This window comes from Helicobacter cinaedi CCUG 18818 = ATCC BAA-847 (assembly GCF_000155475.1).
GTDB lineage: Bacteria > Campylobacterota > Campylobacteria > Campylobacterales > Helicobacteraceae > Helicobacter_C > Helicobacter_C cinaedi.
The window spans coordinates 226,565-247,643 of sequence record NZ_DS990392.1; the positions used below are offsets into that span (position 1 = coordinate 226,565).

Sequence of the window (21,079 nt, forward strand, 5' to 3'; positions counted from 1 at the left end):
AATAAGGAAAAGAAGATGAAAAAGCAATCATTACGGCACATAGGGGATTTTGAGCATATAAGTGAGAAGAGTTTGAAATCTTTAGAATCTATCACAAAGATAAAGCAGATAGATAAAAATGAGATTTTGTATTATGAAGGGGATTTACTCAAATGGGCTTGTATGCTTATAAGTGGGCATTTGGAGCTATACAAAATGGATAAAAATGATAATGAATTATTTTTGTGCTATGTGGAGAGTAGGGCTAAGGGGATAAGACTGGTAAATGCTTTTGGTTCTTTTAAGCCTTATGAGGCGGCTGCGAGTGTGCGGAGCATAGAGCCAAGTGTAGTGGCGTTTATTGAATTAGAATCTTTGGAGCTACTGATTCAGCAGGATATTGAGATAAGCAATGCTTTTTTATCGGCTTTTATGGATAAGGTGATTGTATTTAAGAATTTTATTAATTTCAAAGAAGTGTATGATAGCACTTCGCGTGTGGGGTATCTGCTCTATACCGAGCTAGAGCGGTTCAATAAGGTCCAAAGGCAGGTCATCGCACACGAACTCAATATCAAGCTTGAAACGCTAAGTAGAATCTTGCAGAAAATGCAGCAGCAAGGCTTACTTAGCAAAGATGAATATGGAGATTTGCAAATCAATGATAAGCACACCTTTGCTTCACTCTTTGGTAATGTAAAAATGGCTAAGATTCAAGGCTCTATATCATAAAAGGCTTTTTTAAGATTGATTGTGTCGTTATAAAGTGTGTTATGCAAGATTTGTATCATTTGCTGTGAAGTTGTGCCATTGCCAAAGGGGTGAGTGATGGCTTTATCCATAAAATCTTTGTTTGTAATGGTTTGTATAGAATCTAAAATCGCTTGGATATACGCTTTTTCATCATTTGGATTTGGCGTAATGGCAAGGACAGATTCTGGCATTAATCGTCCCTTCTGCCTATCGCCTATATTGATTGTAGGCGTTCGCAAAATGGGGGCTTCGCCTAAACCACTTGAGCTATTGCCTATGACAAAGTTTGCTAGCTTTAGGCTTGAGAGATACAGCATTCTGCCTAAACTCGCACAAAGCACAATGTTTTGCGGATATTTTTTCGCATAAGATTCTAGCACTTCATTGATGAGAGTTCCGCCACTATCGGCATTTGCCTTTGTGGCTAGAATCTTGTATGGGCTTTGTAAAAGGGCGTTTAGAATAAGTGTAATTTCTTGCGTTGGATTTGTAGATTCTAAAGTCGTGGAATGAAAAGTCAGCACACAAAAAGAATGGAGAAAATCCGCAGGGGTTTGAAGTGTAGATTCTAGCTCTGCTTGAGTAAGCAATGGTGTGTTATGGATATTTTCAACGGCTAATGATCCGACATTAAACACACGCGATGGGTTTTCGCCTAGCTGAATAACGCGTCTCCTATATATCTCTGTGCTAGCAAAATGTAAATAGCTCATTTTAGTGATACAATGTCGCATATACTCATCATTCGCCCCTTGTGTAGTCTCACCACCACTAATATGAGCTATGGGGATATTGAGATTAGCACAGGCGATACTTGTTCCAAAGGCTTCATATCTATCGCCTAAAATAATCACCATATCATAAGGGGAGGTGGAAAAATGCTGACTAAATGCTGCAATCGTGGTGGATAGTGATTTAGCTATGTCAAGTTGGGTGGAGCTAGAATCTTGTAAAATGGGGATTTTAGTGTCAATCTTAAAGCCATCGGATTGTATTTCCTTATAGGTATTGCCCAGCGTTTTGCTAAGATGAGCACCCGTAACGATAAGGGATAGCTTAAAAAATGGAGTATTTTTTAGGGCTTTAGCAAGAGGGTAGAGTAAGCCCCATTCTGCACGAGTGCCGGTTACTAGAGCTATGGACTTAAGGGATTTAAAATTAGAGCTTTTCTTTAAGGAGCATAAAGGATTCTGCGTAAAGGGGGATTTCATCTATCGCCCCCCCCCCAGCTAAAATTAAGTCGTTTTTATCCGTAGAAATTGCGTCCGCTCCGCGGGTGCAGCCACGATAGAGTGCTAGGGCTTTTAGGTTTGGGATTGAACGGGGGAAGGGCAGGATTCCCACTTCACTTTCATAAATTGCCATAATCTCGCATTTTTTAGCAAAAAACTCGCTAATATCTACAAACACATTTGGGATAAAGCTCTGTGAGGCAAAGCTCGGGGCAAACTCACTCTCACTCAAAGTCTCCATCATTAGCACTCGTTCAATGCTTGGGTAGCGGAAAGACTTCGTGCAGGCAAAGGCGGATTCAAAAATCACGCGATGATCACTATGCACATCATAGGCAAAGGGCAGGTAAATGACATTAGGCTGTATTTGCTTAAAAATGCTAGAAAATGCGTTGATAATCTTGCTTTTTGGATATTCATCAACTTTCATTGTTTTAAGCCCTAGTCTATGCACACTTGAAAATCCATAGGCTTGGCATACAGCAGCGATTTCTTGCTCTCTTTTTTGGATTACTTTTTGACTAAAGCCCTCTTCTTCAAAAACATCTGTGCAAAAAATGCAGTGGATTCTATCGCCATTAGCTTTGTGCTTAAGAAGCGTCCCACCAGCCCCTAGCGTCTCATCATCAGGGTGTGTGGCGATGACTAGAATGTCTTTAGCAGAGTTTTGTTTTAACATACCATTTCCTTTGTGTTATATCAATCTTTTTGACAAAATCTACAATGTGTTTGCAGGAGCTTTCATCGCCATAAGGATTAGCTAGAGACTGCACAAAATGGCGATAGTTTTCATCAAAACAGGCTTTTTGTAAGGCGGATAGAATCTCTTGCTTATTATGTGCTACAAACTCCACATTCCCCGCATTTAAGCGTCCTTTTTGACGATTGCCGATATTCACAACAGGGAGCTTATAAAAAGGGGCTTCTAAAATCCCCATACTTGAATTTCCAGCAAGTGTGAGTGTGTGGCGTATGAGATTAATAAAAATTTCTCTTGGCAGGGTTTTAAAAAATTTGATATGTGGGTATTGTGCCTCGCCTTGATTGATAGCTTCTAGGATTTTATAGCTGCCCGGGTCTGTGTTTGGATAAATCCCAACAACTTTAAGATTATGCGTTTTGGCAAATTCTGCACAAGATTCTATAGCGATAGCCATTTGCTCGTAAGCCTCATTGACTTCAGAGCTTAAAGGGTGTTTGAGTAGCACGATATAATCATTCTGTGCTATGTCAAAGCCCATAAAGTCTGCTAACTTTTGGCGTGAGATATGCGGAGTTGTAGCGATATTGACATAGGAAGGATTCCCACTCCAAACAATCCTCCATTCCTCTTCGCCGATGTGTAGGAGATTGTTAGCGTATTCTTGCGCGGTGGTGCAGTGGATATGAGCGAGTTTAGAACAAGCAAAGCGGATAGGGTCATCAGCATTCCCATACACAGGATCGCCCCCACCACAATGAATGGTTAAAATATCCATATAATTCCCCACTACACAAGTGGCAATACTCTCTTCCCTATCACCTAAAACAAGCAAAAAATCAGGCTTTTCTCTTTCCGCCGTTTGTGTCAAAGCCGCGATGAGTAGCCCCACACCTTTTGAGCGTTGCGTTAGTCTATCGGTGCTTAAAAGGCAGTCTATCTTATCAGCAATCCTAAAGCCATCAGATTCTATTTTTTTATAAGTATTGCCGTGTATGTCGCTTAGATGTGCGTTTGCCACGGCAACACAAACTTCATATCCCTCCATTTCAAATGCCTTCAAAATAGGATACAAAATATCATACTCACTTCTAATGCCTGTAACTGCTAGAATCTTTTTCATTGCCATAGTCTCCTTAATTCATCAAAATGTGTGATTTTTATCTTCGCATAATCACAAGGGATAAGCCTACCATATCCACGAGCAAGCCATACACTTAAGATTCCAGCGTTATTTGCCCCAGCGATGTCAGTAAGTGGATTATCCCCTATGAAGATAGAATCTTTAGCCTCTGTATTCAAGCGGTGTAAGATTCTCATAAAGGCGTTAATATGGGGCTTTTCATATTCTATACCATTGCTTCTAGCATATTCTATTTCATAAGGAGATATATGCAGATTTAACAGCTTTACTTTGTGCTGCTGGGCGTTAAGATTCCCATTTGTAAGAATACCTACGCTCACATTTTGTGATTGTAAAAACACAAGAAAATCTTTTGCATCTTCATATAGGCTTAAAGGTGTATCTATACTTTGATAGAGTGTAAAAAGCTCTTCTTGTCTAGAATCTGTGCAGAAATTCATCTTTTTCAGCCAATCGCCAAAAATATCTTTTGAATGCAGACGAAACTCATCATTCACTATATAAGCAATATTCTCTAAAGGGAGATTATAGCGATGGCAAAACTCCCTACATACCGCAGATATAAGCAGATTCTCATCATAAAGCGTATTATCTAAGTCAAAAATAACAGATTTGATTTTCAAGCTGTGCCCTTGTGTTGTGTGCTGTGTTTAATGGTGGGATTATAGCATATTATCCCACCATTGCGAAAAATACCGATAGAATCTTTGATTATCAATGCTGTGGATTTTGGCATAATCTAGTGTAATGGATTCTCCAAGGGCTAGTTTTAATGCAAGATAGGGAAAATTAATCCCTAATTGTATATCTATGCCGCTACTCGCCCCAAGTCGTGGGTTTAAATCAAATAAGATAAGCTTTGAATCTTCATTATACGCTAACTCCATATTATTTGTATAAGTCAGGTTAAAAATTTTAATGATTGCAGAGCAAAGCTCTTCTAGTTCTGTGTTATAAGACACATTGCCGCGATAGGTTTGAGAGGCATTACCCCATTCTCGTATATGCTGGAGGGTAAATAGGTTTTGCCCATTTTGACAAAGCGAATACGCAGAGACAAAAGGCTCACGCAAACCCTCCATAATGATAAGATCATCAAAAATACCCCTTTTTTGCAAGGCAGATTCAAAAAAGCTTAAAGGCATTTCATTGCTAGGCTTTGAGCTAAATAGCTCATCACTCTTTGATATGTCGCTTAGAATATACACACCCCTACCTCCCCTGCCAAATCTCGGCTTAATCACAAGCTTTTTATGTGGATAGCCAAGTGAATGTATGGAATCTAAAAAGTCCGTGTAGTTTGAGACAATGCTGTATTTTGGGGCATTTGTAGGGAGATGAAGTGAAAGGGCTTCATACACGGCTGCCTTATCATAGGCTATAAGCAAATCTTTATAATCCCCCACCATAATGGAAATGCTAAAACTTGCCTTATGCTTTGCAAGGGCTAGATTATCATCATTCCCACAGGGGATAATCACATCAATATCATATTGTTTTACCATTTTGTGTATAAACTCCACAAACGCCACTTCATCACTCGCACTATTTGGGGATAGCTCATACTTATCTACAAAGCTTTTTCCACAAGCCCCGCTAAATGCGTCGCTACCAAGCAAAAATACTTCTCTTTCTCCATTATGCCGCAATGCCAAAAGGCAATCAGGGCTAGTCAAGCCCCCAATTGTTGTAACTAAGATTCTAAGCTTTTTCATAATAATATCTCCTTGAGTTTTTTAGATATAAACTTCACATCACCTGCCTTAATGCTTAAATGCATAGGCAGTGATATATGATTTTGTGGTGTGGTGGAATGCAGGGGTATTGCTACTTTGTTGTGGAGTTTTTGTAATAGCGGTTGCTTGTGTAAAAGCGGCTGGTATGGGGCATCAGCATAGATATGATGGGCTTTGAGATTCTGTATAACACTCTGTGGAGTGTGATTTGTAAGAAAAACTATAAATCTCCAAAAGCTATGCCTAAAGCCATTTGGGATTACTTGAAACGAGATAAGATTTTTTTGAGACAGGATAGATAGACAATCTTTGTAGAGCGTGGCGAGCTTGTTACGATAAGCTAAGTTTGCTTCTAAAGATTCTAATCCCACAAGCCCCAAAATTGCATTAAACTCAGCCATTCTGTAATTTTCCCCAAGCGAGATAAAATGCTCCCCTTGTGCTTTAGAATCTAGCCCACGATTTGCCCTTGCCCTGCACTTATCAGCAAAATCTTTATCATTACACATAATCATTCCACCCTCCCCACAGGTTAGAATCTTCGTGCTAAAAAAGCTAAAAACGCTTATATCACCGATATTCCCAGCCTTATACGCCCTGCCTTTAGAATCTACGGCAATAGCCCCGTGTGCGTGAGAGCAGTCCTCTATAAGTGTGATAGTATGCTTTTTACATAAGGCTTTAATCTTAAAAATATCCTGCGTGATAAGCCCCGCAAAATGCACCAACACAACGGCTTTTGTATGTGGTGTAATGGCAGATTCTACAATCTCACTTGTAAGCATAAAATCCTTATCTGTTTCTACAAGTTGCAATTTCGCTCCGCTATTTAACACACTGCTTGCATTAGCAAAAAATGTTTGTGTTGGCACAATGACTTCATCTTTTGCCCCTAGCCCTAGCTCTCTCAATACCACATTTAACGCTGAGGTGCAGGAATTTGTAGCAATGGCATATTTCGTCCCGCAATAAGCAGCAAACCCCGCTTCAAACTCCCGCACCGCATTGCCCATAGTCAGCATTTCTTCTCCTTTGAGTATGGATTGTGTGCATTTTAGAATCTCTTTTCTTTGTGTGCGTGAAAAATATGGATAAGCACTTTTATAATGCTTTTGTGCTTTCTTGTATTTTTTGCTCATAGATGTTCTCCTTTTGTGTGTTGTATGGATAAAAGCTCATTTGCATATTGCTTTAAGCCATCTGCAATGTTTGGTGGGCTAAAGGCAAGGAGATTCTGTGCTTTTGTGCAATCTAAAGCAGAGTTAAATGGATTAGGTGAGGGCTTATCGCTTAGAATAATTTTTGATTGAGAATGCAGGGCTTGAATGAGTGTTTGTGCGATTGTGTGAGTGGTTTTAGAATCTTTACTACCTATGACAAAGAGTTCATAAGGCTTAAGATTCTGGGCTTTCAAAGCAAGAATAAGAGCCTGCAAAGCATCTTTAATATAAAGAATATTACGCAAGATTCTACCCCTGCCAAAAAGCTCTATATCGTTATTTTTTAACGCATTAGAGGCAAGATCATACACAATTCCACCAAGATGATTAAGTCCAAAAATCGCTGGAAAACGCAGCGTGATAGCCTGAAAATGTTGATATCTTAAGGTGGCAAGCTCTAGGAGCTTTTCACAAGTGTATTTGGCTAGGGCGTAGTTGCTTAAAGGCGATATGGGCGAAGATTCACATAAGGTGTAAATACGATTTGTATCAAAAGATGTCGCATTTGGTTGGGCAAAGACTGAAGCGGTGGAAGAGAATATGACTTTTGGAATCTGTCTTTTTAGGGCGAAATCTATAAGGTTGAGTGTCGGTGTAATGGTGTATTCAAGGTATTCAAGGTATTCAAGGCTAGCGTATTCTACCATAGAAGCAAGATGAAAAGCAAGAGAAAACTCATAATTTTTTAGTGAATTTTCATTAAGATTCTTTAGTTCTAATCGCTCATATTTGAAGTTTTGATGTGAGAGTGTGGCTTGTGATAAAAAGCCCCTTTCTTTGAGTGTTAAAGCGTTGTTATGGGCATCTTTCCTGCCTACGCCTACAACCTTATATCCAAGTGATAAAAGCCTTTCACAAAGGCAGGAACCGACAAAGCCACTAGCCCCTGTAACTAAAATATATGACATTTTTACTCCTTGTATGATGACAAGGAGTAAAACTAGAAGTAGATTTCTTGATAACTCCTTGCCATTTTTAGCCCATATTTAATGGGTTTTGCTGTGATATTTTGCTTATACACAAACATTTCTATCATCGCTGTAATCCAATTTTCACTTGCCGCAAAGCCTAGAGCAGAGCCACCGCCTAAGCGTGGATTTATCTCTATAAACATAGGCTTATTGCCACTTGTAATAAAGGCTTGAATATTAATAGCCCCCAAAAACTGAATCTGTGAAGCAATGGTGTGGATATACGATTCTAAACACTTGACATAGCACACTTCTCCTTTCGTGGATTTGCCTTGTGTAATGCCAATGCGTTTGCGAGGGATAATGTAGATAATCTCGCCATTTGAGTTAAAAAGGCAGTCAATGGTGTATTCCTGCCCTTTAACTTCTTCTTGGGTGAGATAAAGGCTTTCTTTTTCATTTTGCCCCCCCCCCCCAGTAATATTTCTCTTGCTGTATATATTCTATACCACTACCACCGCGTCCATATCGTGGCTTTAAGATTCTTTTAGGCTCATAAAGGGCAGTGTGGGGAGTTGGGATATTATGCGTTGTAAAAAACTCATAAGTTTTCCATTTATCTATAAAAGTAGAGATTGTATGCGGTGGGGAGATAAGCACTAAGATTCCATATTGAGCAAAAAACTCCACTCTTTCACTCCAGCCCAAAAGGCTTTCATCAAGGGTTGGGATAACCATATCAATGCTATGCTGCTGCAAGAGCCTTAGTGTCTTATCCCATAATTGCGGATCATCAGCCCTTGGCATAAGGATAAAGTCATCATAATATGCCCTATTAAAGTCATTAATATCACTCCCGCATACAATATGCCCAGCTTCCCTAATGGCTTTAGCTAGATAGGAGCTAGTGAGAGAGCCACTTGCTTCGGTTAGAATCTTTAGCTTTTTCATATTATTCCTTGCTTGCTTTTTTTAGCACGATGTAGTAGCGACTTTGCGTGCTGTTATCTATGAGATTAAGGCTTGTCTTTTTCTCTGCCCAAATGATTGTAAAATGCGTGTGCGAAAAGAGATTCTGAATCTTTGCATAATCAAAAAAGCTTTGTATCGTGCCTTTCTCGTGGGCTTCTTGGACTTCCACTTCATCGGTAAAGATTTTCTCTTTAATATTGCTAAATCCACTCGTAGAATCTTCGCCAATAAGCGATACAAAAAAGTATGTTTTACTTACGCGTTCTATCTCTTTAACTAACTTTTTAGCGAGTGTAAAGGGTAGGGAGTCAAGCACCCCATAGCTTACGCTAAAATCAAAACTTTCATTATCAAATGGAATCTGTTCTCCATCGTATGTTTGAAACTTTATGGGAGCTAATTTTGTCGTTTGTGCGAGGTTTGTGTAAAGTTTTTTAGCCTCATCAACAGCCACTTGAGATATATCAATACCCTGCGTTTCTATGCCAAATTCCGCCATTAGCATACTGCCTCTTCCCATACCGCAGCCAAAGTCAAGGGCTTTAAGGGGTAAAAGTTTTTCATTATCCCCCCCCCCCGTTAAAATATCACTCTTTACAGATTCTATAATCTCATCATTTTTAGTAATGCCAATGCCGGAGTGGTAAAAATCCCCGCGATAAATCACATCGCTAAAGTGATTTTGTGAAACTCTCTTACGGATAAAGCGATTTAAAAATCGCACCATTTCTTCGTGCGGGTAGAAAATGGCATTTTCCCCACGCGCATAACTCTCATTCCATTGTTGTTGTCTTATGTTTAGCATTATTACTCCTTTTTAATAAAACATACGCTCAAGCTATCTCCAATAGGCAAAGGTGTGAGATGATGAGCTTTTGCAAATTCATCTACGGCTTTTTTGGTCCCTTCATAAGTGGGGTTGAAATAGTCATCTATGAGTAGTATCCCCCCCCCCCGTTAATCGTGGATAAAAAAACTCACAACCTGCCAAAATGGGCTGATACAAATCCACATCTATATTGACAAAGCAAAATTTTTCATTTTCTGGAATCTGCTCTTTTGTGCTTGGAAAATAGCCTTTGATAAAGCTAACCTGCTCCAAATGAGGCATTTTTGACTTCACAAGCTCTAATGAGGTGTCGCCAAACTCCCCTTTTGTGGCGGTTGAAAAATTATGCTGAGATTCAAAAGCACAATCCCTTTCATCAAAGCCTTCAAATGTATCAAGCAAATAAAGCTTTTTGCTAGGAAAAACACGATTGATATGTCTTGCTGTATCGCCTCTATGCACACCAAGCTCTGCACAAGCCCCTTGTATATTTCGTGCGTTAAAAAGCTGGGCTAGGTTATTGATAAAGGCGATTCTTGCGTGGATATAGGTATCTGTAAGCTGTGTGTTAATCTTAGATTCTGGAATCTTAAGTGAGGCAAGAATCTCTTTCACACTAGAAATAGCATAAGTGCCAATAAAAAGTGTATCAAACTCTAGATTCTGCAAGGCTTGTGGGGCAAGGACGGAATAAGTTTTGCCCTCAATGTGTAGCGTTGAGCCTTGCTTTGTAGAATCTGTATCAATGAAGGCTAGTATCTCATAGTCTAAAAGTATATGCAGGGCTACTTGTTTGCCGCGAGTGCCTGCGCCGTAGATGATTGCTTTTTGCATTTTTTGCTCCCTTATAAACTAATGTAAAGCTAAAAAATAGGAGCAAAAAGTAATGGGAGTTAAAGAGTTAGAAGTAGTCGCCCTCCTTTGGCAAGGTATCAAACTCACATTGTGTGAGTAAAATCGCATCATCATAGGCTTTGATAAGCACCCCTTGTGAATCCACTCTCAAAACCTTGCCAGATTCTATATTAGGCAAATCCACCTTAACAATCTTTGCTTCCCATACCTTATAATGTTTGCCATTATAAACTACTTCCGCTCCAACATAAGGCTGACTTAACGCACGGATAAGGTTATAAATCCCAACCGCACTCATTCTAAAATCAATCACACCATCACGCATACCTCGTTTCCGCCAAAGATTGGCAATGGAGTGATTTTGCGGTGTAGCCATAGCAAAAAGGGCTTGAGCATAGATAGAATTGTGTATCGCCCCCCCCCCCAGCTAAATTTAGAGAATCTTGGCTTGTAGATTCAGGCTGATTCTTTTCTAGCGAATTATTTTTTGGCGTGATTTCCCCAAATTTCGCTATATTTTTTGGATTTTCCACAGCGGAGAGAAGAGCCGCAGTAAAATCGCAAATCTGCTTTTGCGCGATAGATTCTACCTTTTCACACAGGCTTTTAGCATTATCTTCAAAATTGATATTAAAAGGCACTTGTGAGATGATAGCCCCACTATCTGCCCCTTCTTCCATAAGGAAAAATGTGCTAGCACTCTGCTTTAACCCAAGCACTAAAGCCCAAATGATAGGGTGGCGTCCGCGATTATGCGGCAATGCAGCAGGGTGATAGCCAATAATAGGATAAGAATCTAAAAGCTCTTTTTTGATAAGTGAACTCCAGCCAAAGCAATAAATCACATCAGGCTTACAAGAATGAATAAAATCAAGCGTGGCAGGGGAGTTAATATCTTTTGTGTATATGAAAGGAATGTGAGATTCTTCACATAATGGAGCGAGATTACAAAAATCAGCATTGAATGCGGAATGCTCCTTTGTCGCCACACCTACAATTTCAAGCTTGTTGTGAATGTGGAATCTTGTGATGAGTGTGTGAAGTGATATGTATGAAAACTCAACGCAACCTATAAAAAAGATTTTCAAATAACTGCCTTTGTGTAAGATTTTAGTATTGTAGCATAGTTTTATTTACTTATTTTACTTTGCTGATTTTGTGCGAGTTTATTTTGCGTGAATTTGGGAGTTTAAGATTCTAAAAATCCACATCATAAAATGCCTTTTTCAAAATCCCTTCAAGTGGGTAGCTTTTTAAGATTTCAAGTGTTTTTTGACTAGCCCCACCCTCCCCATAGGGATTTTTCACATTTTGTAAAATAGCTTGAAACTCCCCACTCATCGCATATTCACAGCTTTGTAAAATCTCTTCATAGCTTGGCTTACAATCAATCACAGAATCTGCCTTAATCCGCCCCTTTTGCCTATCGCCGATATTGATTGTAGCGACTTTAAAGCTTGGGGCTTCGCCTAGCCCACTTGAGCTATTCCCCACCACCGCATTTACAAATCGCATTGTGTTAAGATACCGCAGCTGCCCCATTGAAGTAAAGGCGATAGCATTACTATGTGTGCGAACAAACTCATCAATCATTTCATTTATAATGCGTCCATCGGTATCGGCATTTGCCTTTGTGAAAATATAGCCTATGTCATAGCTGGTTGATAGCGATTTTAGGGCATCAAGCAATGCTTTAAACTGCTCTTGTGCGGTGGCGTTTTCAAGCGTTACGGGGTGGAATGTGATAAGGAAATTTTTATCTCTTAGCTTAAAATTAAGGCTAGATTCTAAACTTGGCTTATCTAAAAAATCAAGCGATATGATGTTGTCAATCCCAAATCCGCCGACATTAAACACACGCGATGGGTTTTCGCCTAGCTGAATCACACGCTTTTTATAAGGCTCTGTGGCGACAAAGTGAAGATGACTCATCTTTGTAATGCTATGGCGTATTGCCTCATCAATCAGTCCTTCTGTGGCTTCCCCGCCGTGCAAATGTGCCACAGGTATGCGACATATCATCGCACTTGCCACACAGGCAAAAATCTCATATCTATCCCCTAACACGACAATAATATCAGGCTTTAGCTCGTTATAAGCCTCACATATAGAGATTTGAGCTAGTCCCATAGCCTTGCAAAGCCCGATGGGCGTATCAGAGCTTAATAGAATCTCACATTTTTTATTAATAGGCAAGGTAATATCACGATAAGTCAGTCCAAACTCTGTGCTAAGGTGCATTCCTGTGGCGATGATTTGAAGCTCTAGATTTTGGTCATTATGAATCTTATGTGCCAATGGAGCGAGTAAGCCCCATTCTGCACGAGTGCCGGTGATGATACAGATTTTACGCCGAGTTTTACGCATAGAAGTCCTTGTGTGTGGTATGCGTGATTATACCAGTAAAAAGCTTAAGACTCTGGCGGGAGGACTACTACTTCATAGCGATTTTTTGCCTTATGCTTAAATGAATCTTGGCTAAAAATATCAAGCACATATAAACGCAAATCGACTAGGAAGTTATATATATGCTTAAACTCATTTCTATTTTCTGTGATGAAAATCTTGTCGTAGGCATTTATATCACCCTTATATTCCCAGCAGTTATAAGTTGGTGCGGCTTTGCAATACTCTACCATTTCTTGTATATCCCCATAATCCCCGCTTATAAATTTATCACTCTTATGGGAGAGCTTTGCATAGATTCCATTAAGTTGATAAAAGGCATTATCATAAATACCCCGGTTTGTATCATAGATAACAAATGTATCGTGATTAAGAAACTTTGAATCTTGCATAAGATGCTCAAATACACCCACTTGCTTGACATAGGCTAAAAATACTCTTTGCTGTGAAATGATATTGTAATGCAAGGCACAAAGGATAAGGATACTTAGAATCCACATTTTGTAATTTGTATTTTTTGTAAGCAGATTTACGAAAAATACAAGAATAATCCCAGCCCCCAAAGATTCTAAAATACCAAATCTATCTGCTACCGTATCAAAGGCTACATATTTAAATACAACCACATAGCTAAACATACCCGCCCACATAATAATAAAGCCAAGCCCAATGCCGAACATGTCGCGTTTTGCTAAAAGCCTATATCTTAAACGGTAGATAAAAATGCAGAATCCAATAATGATTGCCAACACGCATAGACTCCCAAGGAGAAAGAAGCTCGTATGCAAAAGATGCGAGATGGAGAAAATAGGCGTTTTAATAAAGGCTTTAAAAAATCCACCTGCACTTACTGCATTATAGCCTTCATACAAGCCATATGGCTTGAAAAAGAGAATCTTTATCGCATAAAATACAACAGGCAAGAATATAAAGTCAAAATGCTTTAAAGCCCATAGCCACAAGGCTTTGAAAGATGTATAGGCTTTGTGCGTGTAGAGCAGATATACAAGGGGCAAGATATAAAAGATAAGCAAAGAATTCATCGTAAAGGAGATGAAAAACAGAGCGAGTGTTAAGATTTTAATTAAAATATGCTGTGTTGATTTCACGCTCACAAGGAAAAATGCTAGGAAAAAAAGTAGATAGCATAATGTGTATGGAGCGTTGATTAGGGCATTGCGTGAGATGATATTAAAAGGAAGTAGAAGAAAAAATACCACAATAAAAAAGAGTTCATAGGTTTTTAGAATCTGCAGTGATTTAGCGATATGATAGACGCATAAGCCACATATAAAAAAGCTAAAAAATGTAAAAAATCTAAAAAGCGGGATTCCATAGGGCTGAAGTGAGATAAAAATCCACTCAAAATAGCCATACCATATATTGCCATTTTGTAAAAATTGCTGATTCATAGAATCAAAGCTAAAATCACCAATCAACCCCCAATCGTCCCAATAATAGCCCCTTGTATTTAAAAGCATAAGCCCAAAGGCAAGCGTATAGATAATAAAAAGCAAAAGCCAATCGTGCTTTAAGTTGCCTTGAGGAATAAGGCGGTTTGCAAATGTACTTTTCGCTTTAAGTTGTGGATTTGCTTCGTTTGGGGAATGTTCTTTTGTGGAGTAGGTAGCTTGAGATTGTGGGATAGAATCTAAAATCTCAAGTGATTGTATATTTATCTCATTTGATTGCGTATGGGGATTTGAAAATGCAGAATCTGAAAATGCAGAGGAGCTTTGCTTATGCCCCCCCCCCCCGTTAAAATATTATTCTTATTATTCATTTTTACGCTCCTTATAGTTCTATCATTTCATCGGGTTCAAAATCACGCACGGCTTTTGTGCCAATGACTTTATCCCATTCCATAGGGGAAATTCCCCCTGCTGGACGCTTTGTATAGAGATTGCTCTCACTCAAAATCTCCCCTTTTTTGATCGCACAATTTGCCACAATTGATTTTCTAGCAATGGGCTTGTTTTTTGCTTCACTTGCACTTGTTTGTTTAATCCCATCGCCTAAGGCTAATTCTATCTCGCGTATGCCTTGCACCATTGCTTTTAACTCGCAAGGTTCTAAACTTGCCTTATGATCAGGTCCTTCCATATTTTTATCAAGCGTGAAATGCTTTTCAATAACCTTTGCTCCCATACCCACAGCCGCCAAAGGAATGGCAATGCCCGGCGTATGATCGGAATAGCCAACAGGCAGACGGAAGGCTTTTTTAAGGCTTTTCATCGCTTTAAGATTTACATCAGCAAAGGGCGTTGGGTATTCTGTATTGCACTGCAAAAGCGTGATATTCTCCCGCTTCGTGCCAGAATCTACAAGCACAGCGATAGCAGATTCTATCTCGCCTAGATTTGCCATACCAGTGGAGAGTATAACTTGCTTATTGTATTTACCTATCTTGCGTAGGTAGGGGAGGTTTGTAATCTCGCCACTTGGGATTTTAAAAATCTTTAATCCAAGATTATGGAGCAAATCCACACTCTCAAGGTCAAATGGTGTGGAGAGAAATTTGATATTTTTTTGTTTGCAGTAGTCTATGAGAATAGACCACGCACTATCATCAAGCACAAGTTTTTGTATCATCTCTAGTTGAGATTCTGCACCATTGCCTGTATTTTCTATTTGATATTCTGCTTTTTTGGCGAAGCGACTAACGACATTTTCTGCTTTTGCTGTTTGAAACTTCACTATATCCGCTCCAGATTCAGCAGCGACATCAACAAGCTTTTTGGCGATGTCTATATTGCCATTGTGATTGACACCAGCTTCTGCGATGATTAATACTTTTGACATAATGTTCCTTTGATGAATAATTTAGGGCGACGATTATAGCATAAGAATCTTAAGGTATTACGGCACACATAAAAGAATGGTATCTTCCGCCACTGGATTGCGATTTCTTAGAAAAATCTTATAGTTTGGAGGCGACCTCACTGGTGAGCGCATACAAAATTGGGTAAATGCTATTAAAGGGCAATTTGCCTAAATCCCCACAAATCTAAGGGAATTTAGAGAATCTAGATTCTCTAAATTCCCTGTCAAAAGATTCATCGATATGGTAGTGTATCGTGGGGGAGACGCATTAAGCGTGCAAGTGCAGAGTGTGCTATTTAGTTTTGGCATTGCGTACGCTTTTAAGCGGAGCTTTTATTCGCTTTGTGTGAGGATTTTTGGGAATCTTTTTAGGCAAAAAATACCACAGACTAGAAAATCCATCTTAAAATTTACCAAGTTTTGTTAGCATTTCTCTTTTTTATTTTCTACAAAAAAAGGAGCAAAAATGACTTTTGAAGAATCCTTGCAAGCGCGACACGCGTGCAAAAAATTTAATGACAAAGTAATTACAAAGAGCGATTTAGATGCGATTTTAGAAGCTGGGCGATTAGCACCGAGTGGCTATGGCTTTGAGCCGTGGAAGTTTGTCGTGGTGGGCAAAGAGTATAGCCCAGAGCTAGCAAAATCCTGCTATCACCAAGAAAATGTCGCCACTGCTAGCCATAATATTGTGATTTTGGGGCGAATGGACTTAAAAAGCAAAGATGAGTTTGCGCGTAAGCAGGTTCGGCGATTTGCCACAGATGAAGCGCATTTTGAGCAAATTTTGGGAATCTACACAGGCTGGGCAGACAAACTAAGCGATGAGCAAATCTTTCATTTTAGCCAAACCCAATGCTACCTCCCGTTAATGCAAATGATGAATGCCGCGATATTTAAGGGCATTGATTCGTGTGCGATTGGTGGATTTGAGCGTGATAAAGTCGAGGCATTTTTGGGTGTGAAAAAGCCATTTGGCGTGGCGGTAATCCTCTCACTTGGCTATGGCCCAAACCTACCAAAGCACAGCAAAAAGCGACAAGAAAAAAGCGAAGTGGTGGAGTTTTGGAGTAAATAGCAATCTCATCAATGTTTGTCATATTTGCAAATATTGAAGCCAAATCCTTGTAGTGGCAGTGATACGGATTTGGCAAGAATTGCAATGTGATTTAATAATTATTGAACACAGCATTTGTATTCTTGTGAATCTAGCATTATATCCTATCTATTTCGCACAGACAAACTCCGAGGTTAAAGAATCTCCTTACTCCAAACACTATTGATTTTCAAAATATCACAAAGCACCGCTTAAGGCACAACACTTTTTGCTTAGAGTTTTGTTGTGTCGTTGCATTGAGTTTGCAAACACGAAAATATGGGCTCGGACCATAGAGCCCAGCGATATGCCGCCCTGAATCCCACCAAAGATATAAATCTCCTTTGTGCTTGTTTTGAGCTTTTCTAATACAGCTTGCGTATTTGGATAGGCTTTTGTATTTTGTATTGCTACAAATGGACTTGTTTGTGGAATTGATACCATAGAATCTCCTTAAAATTAAGATTGAAATATTTGTGATTCTTTTTGAAGAATCGCGTGTGAATCTAGCGTATAAATTTTTTTAGCAGGGTTGCCAAAATAGTAGCTCCAAGGCTTTAGTTTTCGCCCCATATTGAGACTCATTGGTCCCAAAGACGCACCGATAGAAAAATAACTCTTTGGCAACACGAGCGAATGACTTCCTATATGGCAGTGCTTCTCTAAAACAATATGGGAGCCTTTGATATTTCTTAGCATAGTCGGCACACAAGGTCCCACGAGATAGCCTCCCGCAAAATCATCGGTGGTAGCAAAAATTTTGCTATAACTGCTCATACCGCAAAAATCCCCAAAACTCACGCTAGATTCTATCCCATCGCCTCCTGTGATACTTGAAAATGCTCCTAAATGGATAAAATCTCCAAGCCTTATAGCCCCACTTAGAATCACAAAATCATCAATACGAATATGATTGCCTAGAGATATTTTATGTGGAGCGTAAATCTCTGTTTTGCGTGAGATAAGGACATTTCGCCCTAAGCTTTTAAAGCCTATTTTTTTAAGCTCTGCCTCTGTGTAATGCCCCTCATTGCGTTGGGATTGCATAAGTGTAGTTATTGTATCTGCTTGTATAGACTTTTTCATCACAAACTCCCGCCGCCATCAATGATGATATTCTGCCCTGTTATCCAAGAGCTAGATTCACTCAAGAGAAAGCATACAAGTGGGGTAATATACTCTACCTTGCCTATGCCTAGCGGATAGGCTTTATCCATTGCTTCAATATACTCTTTATCATAGATTTTACTCCAAGATTCTATCATCTCCGTTTTGACAAAGCCCGGACTAATGGCGTTTATGCGGTATTTTGGGGCGATTTCTAGCGCGATTGATTTGACCGTCGCATTTACTCCCGCTTTTGTCGCAGAATAGTTAGATAAGCCCTTTTGTGCTTTCACACTTGCATTTGAGCTAATCCACACAAAAGACGCCTTATCTACACTTTTTGCCCTTTTATCTAGCAGCCCTTTTAGAATCTGTAAATTCCCAAAATAATTGACATTAAAAATCGCTGTGGCGTTTTCCACAGACAGCACCGATGAAATCGGTGCTATCTGCTGGAGACCAGCAGATAGCACCGCGCCATCAAAGCTGCCATATTCTTTAGCGAGATTCAAAGCCCACTTATCCAAAGATACATACTCGCTAATATCCTTTGAAACAGGGATAAACCGCTCTTTGTGTGCGGCTTTTTCCCTTTTAGATTCTAGCTTTTTGCTATCCCTTGCTAGTGCTATAACCTCTGCACCAAGTGCGTTTAGCTCTAATGCAATCGCCGCACCTAAGCCGCTACTAGCCCCTGTGATTAAAAAGCGTTTATTGCTAAAACAATCTTTTTGAAACATATTTAGCCTTCTAACTTATCTTGTGCTAAAGCGATTATGTCGCTTACACTTTTGCAATTATGCAGAGCATTGCCGCTTACTTGCATAGCAAAGAGATTTTCAAATAGGGCGATGAGTGAGACAATGGCTAGGCTGTCGTATTCTTCAATAGAATCTAAGGGCATATCTGGCGTTAATGGCTCATCTCTTTGTATCGCATCAGCGATGTGTGCCAAAAAGTCTTGTTGTGTCATTGTGTATCCTTTAATGTTGAAAATTTGTGTCTCTGCATTGTTTCTTTGACGCTTTTAAGTGATTCTGCACTCAAGGCTCGGTCATTACCCTTTAGGTAACTCCTTTCGCCTTTGCTTTGAAAACACTTAAAATCACTCCAAGATACTTCCGCAGTGTTGTTAAGTGTTTATGCAAAGTTGCATAATCTTTAAAGTCAGCTTTTGTAAATCTTTGACTGCAAAGATTATGTAACATTTTTAGATTTTGTGTGGATTGTGTGTTTTTAGATTTTAGATTCCCTGCTAATTGGGTGGGTGCAGGGTGTAAGGGTGCAAAATTTATAGAATCTAGATTCTGTGTGATTTGGCTTGTGTTATATATGGAATCTATATTTGCAGTGGATTTTAGTTTTTCTGCTTTTTGCACCCCTATGCCCTGCACCCGCCCATTTGGGTAAGAATCTAGATTCTTGTCATATTTGCAAGTGTGGGCAAGAGTTTCGCTCGTGTGAGTCTTTGAAAAAGGCGAAAAATCTCTTTTGGATTGTAAAATTTTAGATACTTCGCCTAAAGGCTCGGTATGACAAAACTTAGAATCCGTATTGCTAGATTCCACTTTTTTGGAATCTTGGCACTCTAAGGATTGAGATGAAAAAATCAGCGAAGCGGTGAAAGGCAAAGTCGTAACAGGTTTCTTTAGTAAATCGTGGCTTTGCGAAGCAGAAGCAAGAAGCTTGCTTGGTGTAAGTTCCGAAGTTAGCGAATGTAGATGCAGTTGCAAAGCAACAAATCCACACTTGCAAATCGCCGATTTATCGCTCAATACTGAATACCCCCAAAAGACAATGCAGTTACTCATAAACCCCTACCTTTTGGCATTTAAATCCTTTATCTAGCGTTACCACCGCATTGCCCCACGCTAGTCCCGCACCAAATCCTGCTAAATGCACCCTTAAAGGCGAATCTAGCCCATTACTCGCTAACTCTGCTAGAGTGTCGCATATTGTCGCTGGGATTGAGCAGCCACTAAGATTGCCGTATTTGTTAGTCGTGGTGTTTGGGACTTTCTCTTTTGGCAGCCCTAAACTTCGCGTGATATTATCCACAATATATTTATTTGCCTGATGGAAAAAGAAGTAATCAATTCTGTCTTTATCACATTGTGCGTAATCTATAATGCCCTGAAATGTCTTTGGATAGGTAGAAACCGCAAAGCTAAAAATCTCTGCCCCGTCCATATATAAGTCTTTAAGACTTCGGCTCTCGCTTGTTTCCCATACTTTAGAATCTGTAATAATCTCTTTTGTTGGGATTCTACACGCACCTTGTGGGATTATGAGTTGGTGGAACTTAGAACCATCGCTGCCCAATTCAAAATAATGCTCTTTTTGCAATTCAGCTTTTTCTAAAGAAACTTCGTTTTGCGATAAATGCGGGAGCTGCGAAAAATCGCACAGGTCTCCGCTTAGGTAACTCCCTTGCGATTTTCCTTGCAACCCACATTTCTCATCAAAAATCTTAGAATTGCTGGGATCTTGGTGTGTAGAATCTGCTTGAGATTCTGTATCGCTAGAGTCTTGGCATTCTAAGATTGTGAGTGAATTTTTGGGGTTATGCAAGGTAAGCGAATGAGGCGATGTAGCCGTAGGCGAAATCCACACTTGCAAATTAGACATACGCCGCAATGAAGCGTCCGCTGCATTCCCCAAAAAGTCGCCACAAGCTGAATGCCTAGCTAAATTGCGTTCTAGCAATGTCGCACTAACCCCATCCCCCATCATCGGTGCTAGATTAGAATCTAGTGGATTAACAAACTTGCTTAAAGTATCGCCAACGATAAGTAGCACACGATTTGCCCCACCGCTATCGCACAGACTATGAGCTACATATAGTCCATAGAGATAGCCCGCACAGGCTTGATTTATATCAAAGCTAAGGCAGGATTGACTTAAGCCGAGTTTGCCTTGCAAATAGCACGCACTTGCTGGGCAAAAGTAATCAGGGCTTTGCGTTACAAAAATAAGCGCATCAATGCTCTCTCTTTCCACATTAAGAGATTCTAAAAGTCTTGTAGCCGCTTGCAGTCCTAAATCACTTGCGGTAATGTGCTTTTCAGCGATATGGCGAGTTTGTAAGCCTATGACTTTTTTAATCCGCTCTAAGCCCTTTTTATCACCTTTGTAAATGGTGTCAAGCTCGGAATCTATGTCTATAACCTTTGGTGGCACAATGGTGTAAATGCCTTTTATGCTTGTGTTATGAAAAGTCGCTTTCACGCCGCCCCCTTAAGCACATAAGGGCTTTGTAAATGGGTGCTTAGTCTTGCAAAAGAGATAAGAGGGTTTATAAAAGGAAGTGTTACTG

At 39.7% G+C, this 21,079-nt stretch carries 25 protein-coding genes; 2 read left to right on the forward strand and 23 right to left on the reverse strand.

Features of this window, described 5'->3' with window-relative positions; translation table 11 throughout:
* The first annotated feature begins 15 nt into the window (after positions 1 to 15).
* Positions 16 to 711, forward strand: a complete 696-nt coding sequence (locus HCCG_RS05485) for a Crp/Fnr family transcriptional regulator (protein ID WP_002956449.1) — start codon at positions 16 to 18, stop codon at positions 709 to 711.
* On the opposite strand, the gene neuC (HCCG_RS05490) is transcribed toward HCCG_RS05485, so the two are convergent.
* The 17 genes from neuC (HCCG_RS05490) to HCCG_RS11950 all read right to left on the reverse strand — a co-directional run bounded on the left by neuC (HCCG_RS05490) (position 693) and on the right by HCCG_RS11950 (position 15,869).
* The gene (gene neuC, locus HCCG_RS05490; RefSeq protein ID WP_002956450.1) at positions 693 to 1,943 is read right to left on the reverse strand and encodes a UDP-N-acetylglucosamine 2-epimerase; all 1,251 of its coding nucleotides are present in this window, start codon (positions 1,941 to 1,943) and stop codon (positions 693 to 695) included. The two genes, HCCG_RS05485 and neuC (HCCG_RS05490), sit on opposite strands and share 19 nt — an antisense overlap.
* Positions 1,891 to 2,643 carry a PIG-L deacetylase family protein gene (locus HCCG_RS05495; protein ID WP_002956451.1) on the reverse strand — a complete coding sequence of 251 codons (753 nt, stop codon included), beginning with the start codon at positions 2,641 to 2,643 and terminating at the stop codon, positions 1,891 to 1,893. The genes neuC (HCCG_RS05490) and HCCG_RS05495 overlap by 53 nt, the downstream gene beginning before the upstream one ends.
* Entirely contained in the window at positions 2,621 to 3,787 is a 1,167-nt protein-coding gene (gene neuC / locus HCCG_RS05500; RefSeq protein WP_002956452.1) for a UDP-N-acetylglucosamine 2-epimerase, read from the reverse strand. The genes HCCG_RS05495 and neuC (HCCG_RS05500) overlap by 23 nt, the downstream gene beginning before the upstream one ends.
* Positions 3,784 to 4,431, reverse strand: a complete 648-nt coding sequence (locus tag HCCG_RS05505) for an HAD family hydrolase (protein WP_002956453.1) — start codon at positions 4,429 to 4,431, stop codon at positions 3,784 to 3,786. The genes neuC (HCCG_RS05500) and HCCG_RS05505 overlap by 4 nt, the downstream gene beginning before the upstream one ends.
* 39 nt (positions 4,432 to 4,470) lie before the next feature.
* Complete coding sequence (locus HCCG_RS05510) at positions 4,471 to 5,523, reverse strand: ATP-grasp domain-containing protein (protein ID WP_002956454.1); 1,053 nt, start codon at positions 5,521 to 5,523, stop codon at positions 4,471 to 4,473.
* A complete protein-coding gene (locus HCCG_RS05515) occupies positions 5,520 to 6,683 on the reverse strand; it encodes a DegT/DnrJ/EryC1/StrS family aminotransferase (protein ID WP_002956455.1) in 1,164 nt (387 codons plus the stop codon). The genes HCCG_RS05510 and HCCG_RS05515 overlap by 4 nt, the downstream gene beginning before the upstream one ends.
* Positions 6,680 to 7,672, reverse strand: a complete 993-nt coding sequence (locus tag HCCG_RS05520) for an NAD-dependent epimerase/dehydratase family protein (protein ID WP_002956456.1) — start codon at positions 7,670 to 7,672, stop codon at positions 6,680 to 6,682. The genes HCCG_RS05515 and HCCG_RS05520 overlap by 4 nt, the downstream gene beginning before the upstream one ends.
* Positions 7,673 to 7,704: 32 nt before the next feature.
* Positions 7,705 to 8,175, reverse strand: coding sequence for an ATP-grasp domain-containing protein (locus tag HCCG_RS12185; RefSeq protein WP_167537208.1), 471 nt, complete (start codon positions 8,173 to 8,175; stop codon positions 7,705 to 7,707).
* Positions 8,132 to 8,626, reverse strand: coding sequence for an ATP-grasp domain-containing protein (locus HCCG_RS12190; RefSeq protein ID WP_002956457.1), 495 nt, complete (start codon positions 8,624 to 8,626; stop codon positions 8,132 to 8,134). The genes HCCG_RS12185 and HCCG_RS12190 overlap by 44 nt, the downstream gene beginning before the upstream one ends.
* A 1-nt stretch (position 8,627) precedes the next feature.
* Positions 8,628 to 9,452 carry a class I SAM-dependent methyltransferase gene (locus tag HCCG_RS05535; protein WP_110550490.1) on the reverse strand — a complete coding sequence of 275 codons (825 nt, stop codon included), beginning with the start codon at positions 9,450 to 9,452 and terminating at the stop codon, positions 8,628 to 8,630.
* Between the two features lie 123 nt (positions 9,453 to 9,575).
* The gene (locus HCCG_RS05540; protein ID WP_002956459.1) at positions 9,576 to 10,310 is read right to left on the reverse strand and encodes a TylF/MycF/NovP-related O-methyltransferase; all 735 of its coding nucleotides are present in this window, start codon (positions 10,308 to 10,310) and stop codon (positions 9,576 to 9,578) included.
* 67 nt (positions 10,311 to 10,377) lie between these two features.
* On the reverse strand, positions 10,378 to 10,707 hold the full coding sequence (locus HCCG_RS12560) for a DNA-3-methyladenine glycosylase (protein ID WP_230197908.1): 330 nt from the start codon (positions 10,705 to 10,707) through the stop codon (positions 10,378 to 10,380).
* Positions 10,649 to 11,419: a formyltransferase family protein gene (locus tag HCCG_RS05545; protein WP_002956460.1), complete on the reverse strand. Its 771-nt coding sequence runs from the start codon at positions 11,417 to 11,419 to the stop codon at positions 10,649 to 10,651. The genes HCCG_RS12560 and HCCG_RS05545 overlap by 59 nt, the downstream gene beginning before the upstream one ends.
* A gap of 109 nt (positions 11,420 to 11,528) precedes the next feature.
* Positions 11,529 to 12,698 (reverse strand): UDP-N-acetylglucosamine 2-epimerase, encoded by a 1,170-nt coding sequence (gene neuC / locus HCCG_RS05550; protein WP_002956461.1) that lies wholly within the window; start codon positions 12,696 to 12,698, stop codon positions 11,529 to 11,531.
* Between the two features lie 44 nt (positions 12,699 to 12,742).
* On the reverse strand, positions 12,743 to 14,254 hold the full coding sequence (locus HCCG_RS05555) for a hypothetical protein (RefSeq protein ID WP_002956462.1): 1,512 nt from the start codon (positions 14,252 to 14,254) through the stop codon (positions 12,743 to 12,745).
* 277 nt (positions 14,255 to 14,531) lie between these two features.
* Positions 14,532 to 15,539: an N-acetylneuraminate synthase gene (neuB, locus tag HCCG_RS05560; RefSeq protein ID WP_002956463.1), complete on the reverse strand. Its 1,008-nt coding sequence runs from the start codon at positions 15,537 to 15,539 to the stop codon at positions 14,532 to 14,534.
* A 189-nt stretch (positions 15,540 to 15,728) separates the two neighbouring features.
* Complete coding sequence (locus HCCG_RS11950) at positions 15,729 to 15,869, reverse strand: hypothetical protein (RefSeq protein WP_154645874.1); 141 nt, start codon at positions 15,867 to 15,869, stop codon at positions 15,729 to 15,731.
* A gap of 157 nt (positions 15,870 to 16,026) precedes the next feature.
* On the opposite strand from HCCG_RS11950, the gene HCCG_RS05570 reads away from it, so the two are divergent.
* Positions 16,027 to 16,638, forward strand: coding sequence for a nitroreductase family protein (locus HCCG_RS05570; RefSeq protein WP_002956465.1), 612 nt, complete (start codon positions 16,027 to 16,029; stop codon positions 16,636 to 16,638).
* Between the two features lie 216 nt (positions 16,639 to 16,854).
* Here the strand turns inward: HCCG_RS05570 and HCCG_RS05575 are convergent, their stop codons facing one another.
* From HCCG_RS05575 to HCCG_RS05600, 6 genes are all read right to left on the reverse strand, one after another.
* Positions 16,855 to 17,100, reverse strand: a complete 246-nt coding sequence (locus HCCG_RS05575) for a hypothetical protein (RefSeq protein ID WP_002956467.1) — start codon at positions 17,098 to 17,100, stop codon at positions 16,855 to 16,857.
* A 15-nt stretch (positions 17,101 to 17,115) separates the two neighbouring features.
* Complete coding sequence (locus tag HCCG_RS05580; protein WP_014666847.1) at positions 17,116 to 17,742, reverse strand: acyltransferase; 627 nt, start codon at positions 17,740 to 17,742, stop codon at positions 17,116 to 17,118.
* Positions 17,742 to 18,503 carry an SDR family NAD(P)-dependent oxidoreductase gene (locus HCCG_RS05585; protein ID WP_002956469.1) on the reverse strand — a complete coding sequence of 254 codons (762 nt, stop codon included), beginning with the start codon at positions 18,501 to 18,503 and terminating at the stop codon, positions 17,742 to 17,744. Before HCCG_RS05585 ends, HCCG_RS05580 begins: the two co-directional genes overlap by 1 nt.
* A gap of 2 nt (positions 18,504 to 18,505) precedes the next feature.
* The gene (locus HCCG_RS05590; RefSeq protein ID WP_002956470.1) at positions 18,506 to 18,736 is read right to left on the reverse strand and encodes an acyl carrier protein; all 231 of its coding nucleotides are present in this window, start codon (positions 18,734 to 18,736) and stop codon (positions 18,506 to 18,508) included.
* 91 nt (positions 18,737 to 18,827) lie between these two features.
* On the reverse strand, positions 18,828 to 19,574 hold the full coding sequence (locus HCCG_RS05595) for a hypothetical protein (RefSeq protein ID WP_002956471.1): 747 nt from the start codon (positions 19,572 to 19,574) through the stop codon (positions 18,828 to 18,830).
* Positions 19,567 to 20,991: a 3-oxoacyl-ACP synthase gene (locus HCCG_RS05600; RefSeq protein ID WP_002956472.1), complete on the reverse strand. Its 1,425-nt coding sequence runs from the start codon at positions 20,989 to 20,991 to the stop codon at positions 19,567 to 19,569. Before HCCG_RS05600 ends, HCCG_RS05595 begins: the two co-directional genes overlap by 8 nt.
* Positions 20,992 to 21,079: the final 88 nt, after the last annotated feature.